Here is a 17,886-nt window from a genome sequence, read left to right as displayed (position 1 = left end):
GTCAATCACCGCCGCAGTGATATACCCACGCCGATAGTGGGAGTGCGGCCCCGAAGAATCGGATACACCCATGACCCTCGTCAACACCTCTGCCGCCCCCGCCCGCGCCGCCAACGACACCCCCACCTCCTACGAGGAATTTCTTGACGTTCTCGCCGGCCTGCGACTGAGTTCCTCCCGCATCGACATTGACATCGACCGCGGACAGGTCACCCTCGACGGACGCGACGCAGGCCTGTCCGCCAAGGAACACGACCTCCTGGCCCACCTGGCTGCCAACGCCGACCGTGCTGTCACCCGCGACGAACTTTTCGCGTCCGTGTGGGCGCACGCAGAACTCGGCTCCGACTCCCGTACCGTGGATGCTCACATCCGCCGCCTGCGTAAGAAGCTCTCCATCCTGCCCGACCTGATCTCCACGGTTCGCGGCGCAGGCTACCGCTTCAATTCCACGCCCGCCGTCCGTGTGCGCGTCACCCGCCCCGTCACCCTCGCCGCCTGACACCCCTCGCGATGGCCCCCGCCGTCATCCCGGCTGCGCCACCGCGCATGAGGCAAGCGACCAATCCCGGGCGGCTCCCCACCCAGCCACGCACCCGGGGACAGACACAAGAGGAGAGGGGCCACGGCCTCGTACGGTGAAACCGCGCCCCTCTCCAGCGCTGCGTGCGCCTCTTAGATCACGAGCCGCGTAATCTCCGAATCCAGCGGCAGCTCCTCCACGTGCAGAGGAGAAGCCTCCATGCGGTGACGCAACCCGTTGATATCATCCGGGTTCGTCAGATCGATACCCACGAGGGCGGGACCGAGTTCGCGGTTATTCTTCTTCGTGTACTCGAAGTGCACGATATCGTCCGCGGGTCCCAGTACATCCTCTAGGAACATGCGCAGCATGCCCGGCTGCTGCGGGAACGTCACGAGGAAGTAGTGACGCAGGCCCTCATGGCGCAGCGAGCGTTCCATGACCTCCGCGTAGCGCGTCAGGTCGTTGTTGCCGCCCGACACGACGCACACGATGGCGCCGTCGGAGCGGCCCAGCAGGGCCTTGCGATCCGCGGGATCCGTCAGGTATACGTGCGCAGCCGTGGATGCGAGTGCACCAGCGGGTTCAGCGATGACGCCGTCCGACTGATAGAGCTCCAGCATCTCCGTGCACACTGCGCCCTCGGGCACAACCAGCACGCAGTCGACGAACTGCGAGGCGATATGGAAGGGCAACGCGCCCGCCCGGCCAACAGCCGTACCGTCCACGAAAGGATCGACCTTCGCCAGCGATATCGGCTGACCGGCCTCCAGGGCCGCGTGCATCGACGCCGCGCCCGCGGGCTCCACGCCGATGATTCGCACCTCCGGGCGGTTCGCGCGCAGCCACGTCGCAATGCCTGCCACGAGGCCGCCGCCGCCCACGGGGATCAGCACGGCGGCAGTGTTCTCGGGCATCTGCTCCTCGAGCTCCACGCCGATCGTGCCCTGCCCAGCGATGGTGTAGGGATCGTCGTAGGGATGCACGTACGTGCGGCCCGTCGCTCGCGCCGCCTCCTGGGCCAGCGCATTCGCGCGGTCAAACGTGCCATCCACGATGACCTGCTCGACCCACGTGCCGCCAATCGTCGCGATGCGGCGGCGCTTCTGGCGGGGCGTGTTCGACGGCAAGTAAATGGTTCCGCGCACGCCCAGGTGAGCGCATGCGTAGGCGAGGCCCTGGGCGTGGTTACCGGCTGACGCACACACGACGCCACGCTCACGCTCGGCGGGGGACAGCAGCGACATACGTGCATACGCGCCGCGCACCTTGAAGGAACGGCACTTCTGCTGATCCTCACGTTTGAGCAGAATATCGACGCCAGCCTCGGCGGACAGGCGTTCCGAGCGCTCCAGGTTCGTGCGAACGGCCACCCCTTCGAGAGCGGATGCGGCCTGACGGATGTCCTTGGGCGTGGTCACGTGAGAATTAGCGGACATGAAAACTCCTTCCAATACCCTTCCAGTGTAGTAGTGGCCACCGCCCGAGCGACCCAGCCAACCGTATGACGAGGAGCGCACTAACATAGTGGGCGTGAAAACTCTGAAAGATCCCCTGGTCTGGATCGACTGCGAAATGACCGGCCTGGACGTCGAGCGTGACGCCCTCATCGAGGTGGCCGTCGTCGTCACCGATGGCGATCTCACTATCGTTGATCCCGGCATGGATGTTCTCATCACGCCGCCCGCAGGCGCGTTGGAGAACATGAACGACTTTGTGCGTCACATGCACACCTCCTCCGGTCTGCTGGAGGACCTCAAGACTGATGCTGTGTCGATGGAGGACGCGACTGAGCAGGTCCTGTCGTATATCAAGCGTTTCGTGCCCCAGGAAGGTAAAGCCCTCCTGGCTGGCAACTCGGTGGGTACCGACAAGATGTTCCTTGAGGCCAACATGCCCTCGGTGATCAACCACCTGCACTATCGCCTGGTGGACGTCTCTTCCATTAAGGAGCTGGCGAAGCGCTGGTACCGCGCCGCTTTTAGTGAATCGCCTGAGAAGCACGGCGGTCACCGCGCGCTGGCGGACATCCTGGAGTCCATCCAGGAGCTGGAGTACTACCGTCGCGTGTTGTTCCCGTCCGAGCCGGTGACGACGGAGCGGGCGCGTGAGGTGGCGCGCGAGGTCGTTGCCCTCGGTATTCCCACCATGGGCGAGCAGGCCGAGGCCTGATTTCTGCTCTTTTTCGCGAAAGGCGGCACCCCGGTAGGGGAGTGCCGCCTTTCGCGTATATGTGCGGTGTCGTTCCGTCCACAGGGGGTGCGCTCGTGTCGGGCGTATCCACAGTGGGTTGTCTCGTGTCGCGCCCATCCACAGGTCTCGCCAGCGCGCTTGAAGGGCGAGGGAGGACGGGGGTTTCCTGGATGCATCCGGCGCTCGCCGGGCAGTATCGGAAAGGGATGCAATGATGCAGGACATTTCGACGACCCTCAAGGGGCGTATCGGCTCTGTCCCGACGATGAAACACATCAAGGGTGATACGTGCGTGACAACATTCCGTCTGGCGATTCCCCGCTGGCGTTTCACGGTCGACGCGCGCACGGGCAACGCCTCCTATGTGGAGGATGGAGCGTACTGGTACACGATTGAAACGTGGGACAAGCTGGCCGACAACGTGGTTCGCTGCTGTTGTAAGGGCGACCCGGTGATTGTGGTTGCCCGGCCTGTCCCGAACGCCTGGGTGGATGCGAATGGACAGATTCGCTCCTCCATCGTGTTTCGCGCCAGCGCGGTCGGGCACGACATGGCGAAGGGCACGTCGCGTTACACGAAGAACGGGGCTCACAGCACGGGAGAACCGGCGGGCGGCAGCCCGGATGATCCCTTTTCGACGAGGCCTGGGCAGCCCCTGCACGATCAGTGCGCTGAGGCGGCGGCGGGCAGTGTCGCCCCCATGCCGGTGGGAGACACACCGGGGGAGGGCATACGTGGGGAGGTGGGCGCGGAGCCACCACGTGCCTTCGTGGCCGCTGATGGTTCGGTCCATGCGCCGACCGACGACACGTGCGATGTCTCGGACTGCGCGTCGCGAAGCACGCCGGATGCCCGCTCCCCGCAGCTGCGCGATGGGTGCGTGCCTGTCGGCCAGGCCACGCACATGCACGACGGGTCCGAGGAGCATTCCTCGGACCCGTGTGTGGGGGTGTCCCGTTTCGACTATTCGGCGGTGGAAGGAACTCAGGAAGCCCCCGAAGATCCGGAGGAAGCTGAGCCGCTCGACGACCTCTAGGCGGGCGCGTCCGCGATGATCACCTGGGCGATGGCGCACGGCCCGTCGTGGCTGACTGAGACGAGCACCCTCCAGGATGAGGAGGGACCCAGCGATTCCTCGCACGCAGCCGCAACGTGTCCGTGCAACGCGAGAGAGGGGCGGTTCCACTCGTCGTGGATCACCTCGATCTCGCGCCAATCCACGTCGGTGTCACCGATGAGGGGAGGAGCACCGAAGAGGGCACACGACCAGGCCTTGATGAAAGCTTCCTTTGCGGCCCACAGGCCGCCCGCGTGACGGGCCACGGCCTCCTCGAAGCGGGCGGAACCAGGCTGAGCACCGGAGGTGGCACCTGCGCGGGCGCGGACCCGGCGTGCCTCCCGGGGCGTGAGCACGCCCGCCAGGAAGGCCGACCCCGGCTCCCTCACCTGAGCGGCAAACTCCGGGAGGGAGACCAGGTCAACGCCGAGTCCGCGCATCGCTCACTTGCCTTCCGGCAGGTGGTAGAAGCCGTCCTCGCCCAGGCGTGCCGACGGATCCAGCAGGATCGCGGCCTCCACCTCGTGCGCATCACCCGCAGCGCCGGCAGCCGGGTCGTCGGGCAGACGGCGACCCTCCACCGAGGTGAACAGCGGGGCGTGGCCCAGCATGCCCATCTCGATGTGACGCTGGCCGTTGCGCAGTCGGCGATCCGACGCTGCGCGCCACGCCTCGAGGCGCTCGCGTCCGACCTCGCGCTCCACGATTGCCTCGAAGGCGGCCGGGTTAACCAGCGCCAGGAAGCCGGAGACGTGGCCGAAGCCGAGCGAGGTCGCGAACGCCGCGCGCACCGGTCCACGCGAGGACAGGTTGAGCGGGGAACGCAGCCACACGAGCGGGCCGTACTGCTCCATCGCGTCGTCAACGCAATCCAGCGCGACGTTCGCGGGGATCAGACCCGTGCGGAACACGTCGATGATGCCTCCGACCTGGAACACGCAGGCGCCACCCTTCGCGTGACCCGTGAGGGTCTTCTGCGAGATGACCAGCAGCGGGTTACCGGGGGTGCGGCCCAGCGCCATGCCGACGCGGGTGTGCAGATCCGACTCGTTCGGGTCGTTCGCGTTCGTGGACGTGTCGTGCTTGGACACGAAGGCCACATCGTCGATCCCCACGCCGAGCTCTGCGAGGTTGCGAGCGATGACCGAGTCACGCCCGCCGCGTGCCACCGCGAGGGCACCCAGACCGGGGGCCGGGATCGAGGTGTGTGCGCCGTCGCTGAACGTCTGCGCGTGTGCGACGACCGCCAGGACCGGCAGGCCCATCTCGAGGGCCACCGAGCCTCGAGTCAGCAGCACGGTGCCGCCGCCCTGCGCCTCGACGAAGCCGCCGCGGCGGCGGTCGTTGGCGCGCGAGACGAAGCGCGGGGAGATACCGCGAGCGAGCAGCTCATTCGAGTTCGCCGTCGCGTTCATCGCGCCGAAGCCCACGATCGACTCGACCTGAATGTCGTCAATCGCGCCGGCCACGACAAAGTCAGCCTTACCGGCCTTGATCTTGTCGACGCCCTCCTCGATGGACACCGCGGCGGTTGCGCAGGCACCGACCGGGTTGATCATCGAGCCGTAGCCGCCCACGTAGGACTGCATCGTGTGCGCAGCCACGACGTTGGGCAGGGTCTCCTGCAGGATGTCCTGCGGGTATTCCTCGCCCAGGAAGCGGTCGACGAACAGCTTGTGCATCGAACGCATGCCACCGAAGCCGGTGCCCTGCGTGGAGGCAACGGTCGCCGGGTGGACGACGCGCAGCAGCTCGGCGGGGCTGAAGCCCGCGGACACGAACGCGTCGACGGCGGAGACCAGGTTCCACACGGCGATCGGGTCGATCGAATCCAGCATCGAGGCCGGGATACCCCAGCGGGCCGGATCGAAGTCCGTCGGGAACAGGCCACCGATGCGGCGGTTAAGGGTCGCGCGACGAGGCACACGCACCTGGGCGCCGGACTTGCGGGTCACCTGCCACTCACCGAACGCGGTCTGCTCGACCACGGTGAACTGCGGGTCGGCCTCGGTGTAGGAGCGTGCCTCGGCCTCGTCCTCGACCGTGAACGTGATGTCGCGATCCAGGAAGACCATCGCCGACTCGGGCGTGTAGCCGTCGTGCAGCGGGCCGTCGTCGTGGAAGAAGCGCACGCCGGAGCGGGCCACGACCTCGTCGCGGTAGCGATCAAAGATCTCCGACTCGGGGACCAGCTGGTCGTCCTTGTCGTACCAGCCACCCACCGGGGTGTCCGACCAGGTCAGCAGGCCGGTCATCCACGCCAGCTCGAGCACGCCCGCAGGGGTGAGCTCGACGGTGCCGTCGGTGTGGATACCGAGTTCGGCCTGGACGCGGGTACGAGCGCTGCCCCACGGGCCGACCTCGCCGTGACCGACGATGACGACCGTGTCGGCCAGCGACGCGGTGGTGTGACCCCACTGCGACGGGTCGACGTGGGGGACGGCGACCTGGGAGGGCGAGGGCAGAGCGGAGACGGTCGCGACCGGCTTGGTGGCTTCAGCCTCGGGAGCTGCGACCTCCACCTGGGCGCGCAGCGCGCGCAGGTCGATGGAGGAGTCCAGGCCGCCGGTCAGGTCGGCGTCCACAGGAGCGGTGGCAGCCTGAGCGCGAACCTCGGCGCTCGAGAGCGCGAGCAGCTGCTGCGCCATTTCCTCGGTCGACCACGTGCGTACGCCCGCAGCCTCGACGGCGGCGACCATCGGGTCGTTGCCACCCATGAGACCGGTGCCGCGCACCCAACCGATACGGGGGTGAGCGATAGAGACGCGCGAACCCCAGATCGGCTCGGCTGCCCAGCGGGTTGCAATCGCGTCGAAGGAGGCCTTGGCCTCGGCGTAGGCACCGTCGCCGCCGAAGATGCCGCGGTTCGGGGAACCGGGCAGTACGACGTGCAGGCGGTGGTCAGCGTGAGTGTCGGAGCCGATTGCGCACAGGCCGGCGATGGAGCGCTCGACGCTCCACAGCAGCAGACGCATCTGGTTCTCCGAGGCCGGGCCAGCGTCAGCCAGCGTGCCGGAGACGCGCGGAGCCGCGAAGGGGTAGAACAGCGTCGGGACCAGGGCTTCCTTGGTCACCTTCACGTCGGCACCCACGGACTTGGTCTGCTCGGTGCCGATCCACTCCACGAGCGCGTCCACGTCGCGGTAGGAAGCCAGGTTCGCGGGAACCAGCCACAGCTTCGCACCGCCCGCAGCGTGCGTGCGGTACAGCTCCTTGGCGAAGGCCAGGCGCGAGGCGGAAATCGACGAGGAGGTCGCGATGACGGTCGCGCCACCGGCGAGCAGGCCACCCACGACCGCGCCGCCAATGGAGGCGGGGGTCATGCCGGTCACCACGGCGACGTCATTCGCGTAGGGCAGGTCCTCGGAGGACGCCAGAGCGTCGGATGCGATCTGCTCCAGGCGAGCGGCGCGCTCGTGATCGCCCTCGGTGCGCAGGCGGTTCGCCCAGTACGAGGCCTGCTCGGCCACGGCGCGGCCCGTGCCCACGAAGGACGCTCCCTCGGCGAGGGTGCCTTCGGCGACGTAGCGGGCGACGTCTTCACGTGCGGAGGCCCAGCGGTCGTCCAGGAGGACGGCGCGTGCGGCGTCGAAGCGAGGCTCGACCAGGTCAACCCAGCCCGACCCCAGCTCGGCGGCCACGGCGTCGATGACGCGCGCGTCGTCGGAGGAATCTTCGCCGGTGGGGGCGGGAGCGTTCAGGCCCAGCTCGGACAGGATCGTGCGGGCGGTCTTGGCCAGGACGCCGTCCTCACCCGTCACGGACGCGGCGTAGGCATCCAGCGCGGCGGAGTCGACGACGCCGCCGCCAGCGGAACCGCCGGCGCTGGGCAGGGAGACGGCGATGCCTTTGCGGGCCGCGACGGCCGCCACGGCCGCGTCGATGAGGGCATCGACGCCTGCGGCGTTCGTCGGGGCGTCCAGCGGCAGGGTCGCCAGGCCGCCGTCGCGGGTCGAGGCGCCCTCACGGGTGCCCAGGACGATCTCAGCGGTGACGTGCTGGGCCCAGCCGGCACCCAGCTGCCACGTGCCCGTGACACGCTCGGTAATGCGGTTCGCCTTGACGCCGGCAGCACCGAACAGCTTGCGTGTGCGCTCCTTGACGGCCTCGGCCAGGACCGGGCCGAAGGGCTTGTAGCCCTTGGCGGCCTTGTCGACCGTCGCGGACAGGGTGGCCACGTCGGCCTCGCCGGCACCGTCGATGGAGTTCAGGCCCAGCTCGGAGGACATGTCCATGAGGAGCTGGTTACGACGCGAGGAGACGCCGTTGGTCAGCGACTCGGTCGTGTCGGTGGCACCGACCTCGTCGATGCGAATCTTCGCGGACAGCGCCAGCAGGGCGCGAATCGCGGAGGACGCGGTGAAGGGTAGATCGGCGACGTCGGCACCCGAGGGACCACCGGTCGCAGCCACGGGGGCGGGGGCCGGAGCGGCCTCGGCCACGGGGGCGGCGGGAGCGGGCGCGGGGGCAGCCTCGGCGGCGGGAGCCTCTGGGGTGATCTCCTCGTCGTCTTCGTCCTCAATCACGGCAACATCGGTCGCGTAGACGCGGGACTCGTCGCGCTGGACGTTGAAGACAACCACACGCGAGAGCGCGAACTCGGGGGCGAGCAGAGTACGGGCAGCCAGGTTGGCCAGGGTCGGGGCGGCACCGAGGCCCACCTCGATGACCTGATCGACACCCAGGCCGGCGACGCCGGGGGCGGCCTCTTCGGTCGAGAGCAACACGCGCTGCGTCTCGATCCAGCGCACCGGAGAGGCAAACTGCCAGCACAGCAGCTCGATGAGCAGCGTGCGGGTCAAGGCACCCGGGTTGGCCAGGGCCGCGTCCCACGCGCCGGGGACCTCAAGCAGCACGCGCACCGTCTCGGAGGGAACCACGTCGAGGATGGAATGAGCGAACTCACGGGTGAGCTCGAAGGGACGGGCCACCAGGTTGGGGATGTAGCGGCCCACGAGCTTCGCGGGATCGATTTCGGCCGGGATGCGCTCGTCGAGCTTCGTGCGGAAGTCCGCCACACCGCTGCGCAGGACGGTGGAGTGGAAGGGCACGTCGATGCCGGGAACGTACATGAAGGGACGCTTGCCGCCGCGCTCGGCGGCGCGCTTGGTGGCGTCCTCCTCGAGGGCCTTCAGGCCCGCGACCGTACCGGCGACCGCGTACTGTGCACCGGCCAGGTTGAAGTTCACGATCTGGAGGAACTCACCCGAGGCCTGAGCGATCGAGTCGACGTACTCCACGACGTGAGCATCGTCGACGCCGAACTGGTTGGGACGCAGGGCACCCATGCGGTAGTTCGAACGGCCGTTCTCGTCGCGGGGCACGAGCGAGTGCATCGTTGAACCGCGCTGGAAGACCAGGTCGAGGACGGTTTCGAGGGGGAACACTTCCGCGTAAGCTGCCAGCGCGTCGTACTCACCGAGGGAGTGACCGGCGAAGGCAGCGCCGGGGACCAGGACGCCCTCTTCGCGCATGCGGGCCGTCTGGCCAATCGCCAGCGTGGCGAGCGCGACCTGTGTGAACTGGGTGAGGTTCAGGACGCCCTCGGGGTGACGGTAGGTCACGCCGCGCGCCACGATCTCGGTCGGGTTGTCGCGCACGATAGCGAGGATGGAGAAGCCCATTGCCGAGCGGGTGTGTGCATCCGCGCGACGCCAGACCTCGTCCACGGCCTTGGACTTGGTGCGTTCGTCCAGGCCCATGCCGGCGCTCTGGATGCCCTGGCCGGGGTAGACGTAGGCGACCTTCGGCGCGAAGGTGTAGGCCGACGCGCGAGAAACGACCTGCTTGTTGATGCGGCAGGTGACCTCAAGGGACAGGCCGCCGCCGACAACACGACCCACGCGCTCTACGGTGATCTCGACCTCGTCATTCAGGTCGACGGTGCCGTACATGTAGTACGTCCAGCCCGCGATCTGGGCACCGCCCTGACCGGCGACGACGGCCTCGGCGGCGTGCTGAGCGGTGGCCGACAGCCACATGCCGTGCACGAGCGGGGCGTCCATGCCAGCGACCTTGGCGGCCGCGTAGGAGGTGTGGATCGGGTTGTAGTCGCCCGAGACAATCGCGAAGGGTGTCATGTCGTCGGGAGCCTTGACACTCACGCGGCGCAGGACCGAGCGAGGCGTGTCAACGACCTCGACCTTGGCACCGCCGAAGGGCGCGGCCTCGGAGGGGGCGCGGTTGCCGGTAGCTCGGCCGCGGATTGCGAAGCGCTCCTGCGTGGAACCCACGTGCTCGCCGTTGGCCTTGAGTTCGAGAGCGACCGTGACGATACGTCCGGAGGATGACTCATCGACGGCGGCCACGTGGCTGGTCACGTCAATCGTGGTGATACCGCGCTCAAGCATCTGCTCGGGCGTGTACTCCAGGGTGATCGAGTGGTCGAGGTGGACGGCGTTGAGGAGGCCCTCAATGACCGGGTAGTCGTTGTGGATGGCCGAACCCAGGGCCGCGTAGATCGCGGGCCAAGCGGGGCCGAGCAGGGCATCGGGTGCCCACGCAGCCAGCTCGTAGTTGGCGGGCAGCGCAGCGCCCGTGGCCTCGGCGTGGTCGAAGCCGAGGGTGGGGGCCAGCGTGAAGGAGTAGTGGGCCTCGCCGAAGACCGACTTGGTGGAGGGAATCGTCACGGGCAGCGCGTCCACGGTGTCACCCGCGACGGACACGGAGGTCACGCCGGCGGTCGCCGCGAGCATCGCGTACATGTGCTGGGGCAGCTTGGCCTCGTCGATGACGGGGACCGCGCCGTCTTCACCGGAGATAACCAACGGGAAGATGAGCTCGCGCACCGCGTGCTTCTCGGCACCACGAGGGTCGTGATCCCACGCCGTGTCCAGGTGGATCACCATGTCCACGCCGGTCTCGGTCGGAATCAGGGAGACGCGCTCCTCATCAAGGATGGAAGCCGGGTTGGTCATGAGGTGACCGGTCCACGAGATGAAGGGGACCTTACGCAGCCATTCCTCGCGGGTGGCGGCCGGCTTGCCGTTGCCCAGGCGAGAAGCGACCGGGGTTGCCACCACGCCGGAGTCGGCCAGGCGAGAAGCAGCGGCGGCCTCGAAGCGACCCAGGAGGGAGGCGACGGGTTCGTCGACGCGGTCAATGCCAGCCACGGAGACGGGGCCGGGGATGATACGGACCTGGTCGGCGCTGTAGCGCTCGTCCTGCGCCTGCCACAGGCAGTCCTGGCCCCACCAGCGGATGAGGTCGTCGTCCAGGATCGGGACGAAGGGCATCGGCTTGGGGTAGGAGCGGCACAGTGCCGGGAACCACGCGGCGTCGATGGGGGTGATGTGGGTGGTCGCGGCGTTCGGGTAGGCGGCCAGCAGACGGTCGGCGGCGGCGTGTGCGTCGGCGACGTCTTCGACGGTCGGGAAGAGTGTCTCGACCTCGCCGTGGTCCACGGGGGCCAGGCGCGCCTCGACGCGCTGGAGCAGGTCGTGGTAGCGGATCTGCCACGTGGGATCAACCCACGGGTAGGACAGCTCGGCGAAGCGGCGCACCCAGGCCTCGTAGGTCATCTCTTCGAGGTCACCGAAGTAGGGCTTGGCCGTGTGGGAGAGAATTTCGACGATCTCGTCCTTGCGGGCGCGCACCTGGGCACCGTCGGAGCCGATCTCGGCGATGATGCGCGCGGCGGCTGCCGCGGCGTTGGAGACTTCGTGCATGTCGGCGCGCAGGTGGGACAAACCAGAGGTCATGCCACCGCGGGTGACACCCTCGCCGACCCAGCCACCGAGTTCGTCGTTGTCGGGCACGCCCGGGGTGGCGACGAGGAGTTCCTTGACGGCTTTGGTGGTGTGTGCTTCCTTGGTCGTCATTGCGGCGGTGCCCACGAGGACGCCATCGACGGGCATCGGCGGGCGACCGTAGCGGGCCGACCAGTCGCCGGTGAGGAAGTCAGCGGCGCGCTCGGGGGTGCCGATGCCGCCGCCCACGGTCAGGACGATGTTGGACTGGGCGCGCAGCTGGGCGTAGGTGGCCAGCAAAAGGTCGGAGAGGTCCTCCCAGGAGTGGTGGCCGCCGGAGTGGCCGTCTTCGACCTGGACGATGACCTTGATCGGGTCGGCTTCGCGGGCGATCGCGATGACCTTGCGGATCTGGTCGACCGTGCCGGGCTTGAAGGCCACGTAGGGGAAGCCGTCGGCGCGCAGCTGCTCGATGAGGGCGAGAGCCTCGTCCTGCTCGGGGATACCCGCGGAGACGACGACACCGTCGATGGGGGCACCGGACGCGCGCGAACGCGACACGATGCGGGCCTGGCCGAACTGGAGGTTCCACAGGTAGCGGTCCAGGAACATGGAGTTGAACTCGGCGGTGTGGCCGGGGCGCAGCTGGGCGCGCAGGCCCGCGAGGTTCTCGTTGTAGACCTCTTCGGTGACCTGGCCGCCGCCCGCCATCTCGGCCCAGAAGCCGGCGTTCGCGGCAGCGGCGACGATCTCGGGGTCCACGGTCGTGGGGGTCATGCCGGCCAGGAGGACGGGGGAGCGGCCGGTCAGGCGCGAGAAGGCGGTGTCAACGACGGTCTTGCCGTTGGGAAGGGTGACGAGGCCGGGGCGCAGGTGTGACCAGTCGGTGCCGGGTTCGGGGGCCCAGCCGGGGGTCGCGGCCTTGTCGCGGTCGGAGGCGGTACCGGCGGCGACGACGCCGACGCCGGTACCCTCAACGAGGGCACGGGTCATGCGAACCGTCGTGGCACCCGGACCCATGTCAACGATCCACGTGGCACCAGATTCGGCGGCGGCGCTGATCTGCGCGGGCCAGTCCACGGGAGTCGTGAGCACGGCGGCTGCCAGCGAGTGCGCCAGCTTCGCATCGATGCCGCACTGCGCGGCCCACTCGTCCACGAGAGCGAGAGCGTCGGCGAGCATAGGGGAGTGGAACGGCACGTACACCGGCAGGTATTCGCACACGGGGGTCAGCGGGCGACCGCCGCGCTCGTGAGCGTCGTGCGCTGCCTTATCGGCGGCGGCCGCGCGCTCGATGGCGGCAACCAGGGATGCCAGGTCATTCGGCGCGCCCGAGACCACGTGCGTGTCGGTGTCGTTGCGCAGCGCGATCGACAACGGGTGCGAGGTAGAGGGCAGGGAGTCAACGATGCGGGTCAGCAGCGCGTCGGACACACCACGCACGGACACCATGTAGGTCGCGTCCCCGGCGTGCGGGGCGCGCGCACGACGCGTCACGCGGGCGGCGGCCGCACCGATCAGGCGAGCAAGCGCGAACACAGACGCAGCCCGGGCCTCGTCCCCGGCGATCCAGGCGCGCGCGATCTCCACGCCGAGTACACCCTGCGAGTGACCCTCGAAAGCGGTGGGCTGGTTGCTCATGATGTTCAGGCCCGCGCGCGTCAGGTCGATGAGCGCGCCCAGCTGGGCGGCGACGATACCCGGAACGGACAGGGCGGCCTCGTCAGGACCGGCAACCTCGCGGGTCACGGCCACCTCACCATCGGGAGCGGGCAGAGTGAAGGGGAGAACCGACACGGACTGCGTGGCCAGCGAGCGGCGCACGGGGGAGAGCACCTTGTCCGAGGCCTCGATGACGCCCGCGACGATCGCCGCGATCTCCGGGTCGTGGGCAATCTCGTCGAGCGCAGCGCGCCACGGGGTCGCCTGACCAGCGAAGGTCAGCGCGTAGGGGGTCTCATTCAGAGAGGACACAAACGACATGTTCATTCTTTCAATCGGGGACAATACTTCTCAAACGACGCCGGTCACAGGGGACCGTTGTCGTGACGCTTCACATGGGGGGCACGCTGATCCTTGGTGGCCAGCAGGTGCAGGGAATCGATGATGGTCTGACGGGTGTCTGCCGGAGCGATGATGCCGTCAAGCTGACCCGAGGCCACGGACACCTCCGGGTTGACGGTCTCATCCTCGTAGCGCGCCACGAGAGCAGCCTTCGTCTCGTCGAAGGTCCCGTCCTCGCGGGCGGCGGCCAGCTCGCGGCGGTACATGATCGAGGCCGCGCCCTCGGCACCCATGACCGCGATCTGAGCATCCGGCCACGCGAACGCCAGATCCGCGCCAATCGACTTCGACCCCATCACGATGTACGCACCGCCGTAGGCCTTACGCAGGATGACGGTCACCATCGGGACGGTCGCGTTCGCGTAGGCGACGATCACCTTCGCGCCGCGGCGGATGATGCCCGCCTGCTCCTGTTCGGTGCCCGGACGGTAACCCGGGACGTCCACAAATGTCACGATCGGCAGACCGAAGGCATCGCAGAAACGCACGAAACGCGCCGCCTTCTCCGAGGCATCCACGTCCAGCGTGCCCGCGTCGTTCATCGGCTGGTTCGCCACGATGCCCACCGACTGCCCGTCCACGCACGCAAAACCAATCGTCACGTTGGGGGCGAACAGGTCCTGAATCTCCACGTACTCGCCATGGTCCACGAGCGCGCGCACGACGTCACGCACGTCGTAGGGCTGACGCGCCGCGGTCGGCACCAGGTCCGCGACCGCACGGGCCGCAGCCTCGTCCTCGGCATTGGGAACGTACTCGTACTTGGGGGGCGCAACCTCGCACGAAGACGGCAGGTAGTCGAGCAGCGAGCGCACGTAGTCGATCGCCTCTTCCTCGGTGTCAGCCATGTGGTGGGCCACGCCAGACTGGAAGTTGTGGATCGTCGCGCCACCCAGCTCATCAAGCGTGACCTTCTCACCCGTCGTCGCGGCGACGACATCCGGGCCAGTCACAAACATGTGCGAGTTCTCGCGCGTCATCACAATGAAATCGGTCAAAGCCGGCTGGTAGACCGCGCCGCCCGCGCAGGGACCCAGAATGATCGAAATCTGGGGAACCAGACCCGAGGCCTCACACGTCTTCTTGAAGATACGACCGTACTGGGCGAGCGCGACGACACCTTCCTGGATACGGGCGCCACCCGAATCCTGAATGCCGACAATCGGAATACGCATCCGAATACCCCGGTCAATGAGATCGACGATCTTGTCGCCCTCCACCTTGCCGAGCGTCCCACCCAACACCGAAAAATCCTGCGCGTACGCGGCGACCATACGGCCCTGCACACGACCGAAGCCGGCAGCGACAGCCGAACCAACGCGCCCCGCACGAACGGACCCACCAATGAACTGGCCGACCTCATGCCACACGCCGTCGTCAAAGAACAGCGCGAGGCGCTCGCGGGCCGTCAGCTTCTGCTTGGCGTGCTGGCGCTGGGCGGCCTTTTCTTCGGCCGCCTTGGCGATCTCTTCCTGGGCTTGGATGAACCCTTCGCGCGTAAACCGGTTGGGGGTGGTCATTGCGCCTCCTCTTCAGTGGCGATGTGTGCGATGCGGGTACCCGCAGTCACGGTGTCACCCTGCTTGATGGACAGGGACGTAACGGTGCCCGCGCGGGGAGCCAGCAGCGGCTTCTCCATCTTCATGGCCTCCAGAACGGCCACGAGCTGGCCTTCCTCCACCTGATCACCGTCAGCGACGGCCAGGGCGACGACGATGGCCTGCATGGGGGCGACGATGTCGCCGGGGGCACCCTGGTGGGACCCCGCCTGGTGCGTCGAGGTTGCGGTGCGGCGCGAGGCCGAGCGCAGCGGCTGCGGCGGACGAGGGGGCGCAGCAGACGGTGCGTTGAACATGCCGGCGGGCAGGGTCAGGGACACGCGGCGACCATCCAGCTCGATGATGTAGGTCTGGCGCGGCAGATCCGCGGTGGACGAGGCCTCGGCGGGGACAGCCAGATCCGAGTAGTCGTGCTGGGGCATGAACGTCGTCTCGAACCAACGGGTGGAAACGTTGAAGCCGCCGACGCCGCAGAAGTCGGGGTCGTTGATGATGTCCTGGTAGACGGGCACAGGAGTGGCCACGCCCTGCACTGAGAACTCGGCCAGCGCGCGCCGCGAACGGGCCAGCGCCTGTTCGCGGTCCGCACCCGTCACGATGATTTTGGCGATCATCGAGTCGAAGGCCGTCTGCACGGAGTCGCCCTGATCAATACCGAGTTCCAGACGAATGCCCGGCCCCAGCGGCCAATGCACCTCATCCAGGCGGCCCGCCGTGGGCGTCAGGTCCTTCGAGGGATCCTCCGAGGTCACTCGGAACTCGAACGAATGACCGCGCGGCTCGGGGGGCGTCGTGAGTTCCAGGCCCTGCGCAATACGAATCTGCTCGCGCACCAGGTCGATACCGGTCACCTCTTCGGAGACCGGGTGCTCAACCTGCAGACGCGGGTTGACCTCGAGGAACCAGATGTTGCCGTCCGGCTCCAACAGGAACTCCACCGTGCCCACACCCACGTAGTCCACATGCTCGAAGAGCGCGCGGGAGGCGTTCACGAGCGTCTCGTGCGCGCCCTCGGGCAGGAAGGGAGCCGGAGCCTCCTCGACCAGCTTCTGGTTGCGACGCTGCACTGAGCAATCACGCGTCGAAATGACGTGGAAGTTCCCCAGAGAGTCACGCGCGGACTGCGTCTCAACGTGCCGGGCGACCTCGACGAAACGCTCCACGAAGTGGGCACCCAGATCAGCCGCATCCGTGTGACGCGCAAAAAACAGATCGAGGTCGGAAGCCGAGCGAATGATGCTGATGCCTCGTCCACCACCACCGTCGGCACGCTTGAGCACCACCGGATAACCGGCCGACTCAATAAACGCCTCAACTTCCTCACGCGACGTCACAGGCTCCGACACCCCCGGCACAGGGGAGACACCGCAGGCCTCGGCAATACGACGCGCATTGATCTTGTCGCCCAACGCATCGATCACCGAAGACGCGGGACCCAGCCACGCGATACCGGCGTCCTCGACGGCGCGCGCAAACTCGGAGTTCTCAGACAGGAAGCCATACCCTGGGTGAATGGCATCCGCACCGGTCTCCAGGGCAATCGCCAGGATCTTCTCACCGTTGAGGTACGTCGACGCAGCATCGTCCCCGCCCAGCGAGAGCGCCTCGTCGGCCTCGCGCGTGTGGGGAGCAGCCATGTCCTGATCGGCATAGACCGCAATCGTGGCAATGCCCATGTCGGTGGCCGTTCGGCACACACGCAGGGCGATTTCGCCACGGTTGGCGACGAGGATTCGGTTAATTGTTCGCACGCTTCTCCTTGGTGTCGTGAACGGGTGTCAGGGGAGTGCCGGTCGCAAGCACGTCCCCGGCGTCAATCTGGTGGGTCTGCCCATCGTCATCGCGCACCAGCAGCGCGCCCGTCGGGGCTAGACCGAGGGCAACCCCCTCAAGCGCCGGAGTCCCGAATGCGTCTGTGGGGCTGGCAAGCACAATGCGCGTACCGATGAGCGGCAGAGCAGCCTCGGCCTCGGCTGCGAGGCCAGCGCTCGCGGCATCGCCGTGGGCGACGAGGGAACGGATACGCTCATCGAGGCCGGCGAGGATCGCTGCGAGAACCTCGTGGGCGACGGCTGTGGGGTCGGTGCCCGCCTGCACATCTCCTTCGGCCAGCAGGGATGTGGCCTGCGGAGTAGGAAGAGTCCCTGGTGCTTGGGCGATGTTGATGCCGTAGCCGAGGATGACCGCAGTCGTGAAGGGGGACGAGGCTGGGGCGAGTTGGGCGAGGATGCCGCAGATTTTGCGTGAACCGTCGACGAGGACATCGTTAGGCCACTTGAGGGTGACGGTGTGACCGAGGGGTTTCAGGCGCGCGGCCAGAGCGTGGCGCACGGACAGTGCGCACGCATGGACGATCCAGCCGAGAGCGTCAGCGTGCAGGGAGACGGGCAGAGAGATGATGGTCGAGGCGAGGAGGGCCTGGCCGGGTGGGGTGATCCAGGAGCGGCCGAGACGGCCTCGTCCTGCGCTTTGACGATCCGCGATGATCGTCGTCAGGTGGGGGGTGGGCGTGGCGGTGTCGGCCAAGAGGGAGGCGGCCAGGTCGAGCGTTGAAGTCACGCTTTCCACGTAGTACACGGGGGCGTGAACGGCGTCGATTGAGATGCGCGTTGGTGCAATCATGCGCGCTCCTTCCCATGAATGGCCGTGTTTGACAGGGGCGGGTGAACGCCCCTGTACTTAAAATTTTGTCTTAAAACTCGAAGAGATGCACGTAGTCTTTAAAAAATTGGAATAGTTTCCCAAAAATCACTACGGAGGCGTAACCAAGCGCGATGCCCGTGACTGCGCGGAAGGCGCGAA

9 protein-coding genes are annotated in these 17,886 nt (G+C 67.5%); 3 read left to right on the top strand and 6 right to left on the bottom strand.

Annotated features, from left to right (window positions below):
• The first annotated feature begins 70 nt into the window (after positions 1-70).
• Entirely contained in the window at positions 71-502 is a 432-nt protein-coding gene (locus tag O3932_RS04495) for a winged helix-turn-helix domain-containing protein (protein ID WP_009648789.1), read from the top strand.
• Between the two features lie 173 nt (positions 503-675).
• On the opposite strand, the gene ilvA is transcribed toward O3932_RS04495, so the two are convergent.
• Positions 676-1,962 (bottom strand): threonine ammonia-lyase IlvA, encoded by a 1,287-nt coding sequence (gene ilvA, locus O3932_RS04490; RefSeq protein ID WP_009648811.1) that lies wholly within the window; start codon positions 1,960-1,962, stop codon positions 676-678.
• Between the two features lie 85 nt (positions 1,963-2,047).
• On the opposite strand from ilvA, the gene orn reads away from it, so the two are divergent.
• Positions 2,048-2,695 (top strand): oligoribonuclease, encoded by a 648-nt coding sequence (gene orn, locus O3932_RS04485; RefSeq protein WP_156791865.1) that lies wholly within the window; start codon positions 2,048-2,050, stop codon positions 2,693-2,695.
• Positions 2,696-2,927: 232 nt separating this feature from the next.
• Positions 2,928-3,752 carry a single-stranded DNA-binding protein gene (locus O3932_RS04480; protein WP_371536525.1) on the top strand — a complete coding sequence of 275 codons (825 nt, stop codon included), beginning with the start codon at positions 2,928-2,930 and terminating at the stop codon, positions 3,750-3,752.
• Here O3932_RS04480 and O3932_RS04475 read toward each other — a convergent pair.
• From O3932_RS04475 to O3932_RS04455, 5 genes are read right to left on the bottom strand one after another with little or no spacing between them, the layout of a single operon-like run.
• A complete protein-coding gene (locus O3932_RS04475; protein WP_371536521.1) occupies positions 3,749-4,213 on the bottom strand; it encodes a holo-ACP synthase in 465 nt (154 codons plus the stop codon). The genes O3932_RS04480 and O3932_RS04475 overlap by 4 nt on opposite strands.
• A gap of 3 nt (positions 4,214-4,216) precedes the next feature.
• Positions 4,217-13,444 (bottom strand): fatty acid synthase subunit beta domain-containing protein, encoded by a 9,228-nt coding sequence (locus tag O3932_RS04470; protein WP_371536529.1) that lies wholly within the window; start codon positions 13,442-13,444, stop codon positions 4,217-4,219.
• A gap of 44 nt (positions 13,445-13,488) precedes the next feature.
• Positions 13,489-15,045 carry an acyl-CoA carboxylase subunit beta gene (locus tag O3932_RS04465; RefSeq protein ID WP_371536519.1) on the bottom strand — a complete coding sequence of 519 codons (1,557 nt, stop codon included), beginning with the start codon at positions 15,043-15,045 and terminating at the stop codon, positions 13,489-13,491.
• Positions 15,042-16,835 (bottom strand): biotin carboxylase N-terminal domain-containing protein, encoded by a 1,794-nt coding sequence (locus tag O3932_RS04460; RefSeq protein WP_371536517.1) that lies wholly within the window; start codon positions 16,833-16,835, stop codon positions 15,042-15,044. Before O3932_RS04460 ends, O3932_RS04465 begins: the two co-directional genes overlap by 4 nt.
• On the bottom strand, positions 16,822-17,706 hold the full coding sequence (locus O3932_RS04455; RefSeq protein ID WP_371536515.1) for a biotin--[acetyl-CoA-carboxylase] ligase: 885 nt from the start codon (positions 17,704-17,706) through the stop codon (positions 16,822-16,824). Before O3932_RS04455 ends, O3932_RS04460 begins: the two co-directional genes overlap by 14 nt.
• Positions 17,707-17,886 lie beyond the last annotated feature (180 nt).

This window comes from Pauljensenia sp. 20925_1_25, assembly GCF_041433955.1.
Lineage (GTDB): Bacteria > Actinomycetota > Actinomycetes > Actinomycetales > Actinomycetaceae > Pauljensenia.
The sequence above is the reverse complement of the archived record's forward strand: the minus strand, read 5'-3'. Positions and strand labels throughout refer to the sequence as shown.

Excerpts from the sequence above, each read along its gene's own strand:
- O3932_RS04495 (WP_009648789.1), top strand. The coding sequence starts at position 71 with ATGACCCTCGTCAACACCTCTGCCGCCCCCGCCCGCGCCGCCAACGAC.
- ilvA (WP_009648811.1), bottom strand. The coding sequence starts at position 1,962 with ATGTCCGCTAATTCTCACGTGACCACGCCCAAGGACATCCGTCAGGCC.
- O3932_RS04480 (WP_371536525.1), top strand. The coding sequence starts at position 2,928 with ATGATGCAGGACATTTCGACGACCCTCAAGGGGCGTATCGGCTCTGTC.
- O3932_RS04475 (WP_371536521.1), bottom strand. The coding sequence starts at position 4,213 with ATGCGCGGACTCGGCGTTGACCTGGTCTCCCTCCCGGAGTTTGCCGCT.
- O3932_RS04470 (WP_371536529.1), bottom strand. The coding sequence starts at position 13,444 with ATGTCGTTTGTGTCCTCTCTGAATGAGACCCCCTACGCGCTGACCTTC.
- O3932_RS04465 (WP_371536519.1), bottom strand. The coding sequence starts at position 15,045 with ATGACCACCCCCAACCGGTTTACGCGCGAAGGGTTCATCCAAGCCCAG.
- O3932_RS04455 (WP_371536515.1), bottom strand. The coding sequence starts at position 17,706 with ATGATTGCACCAACGCGCATCTCAATCGACGCCGTTCACGCCCCCGTG.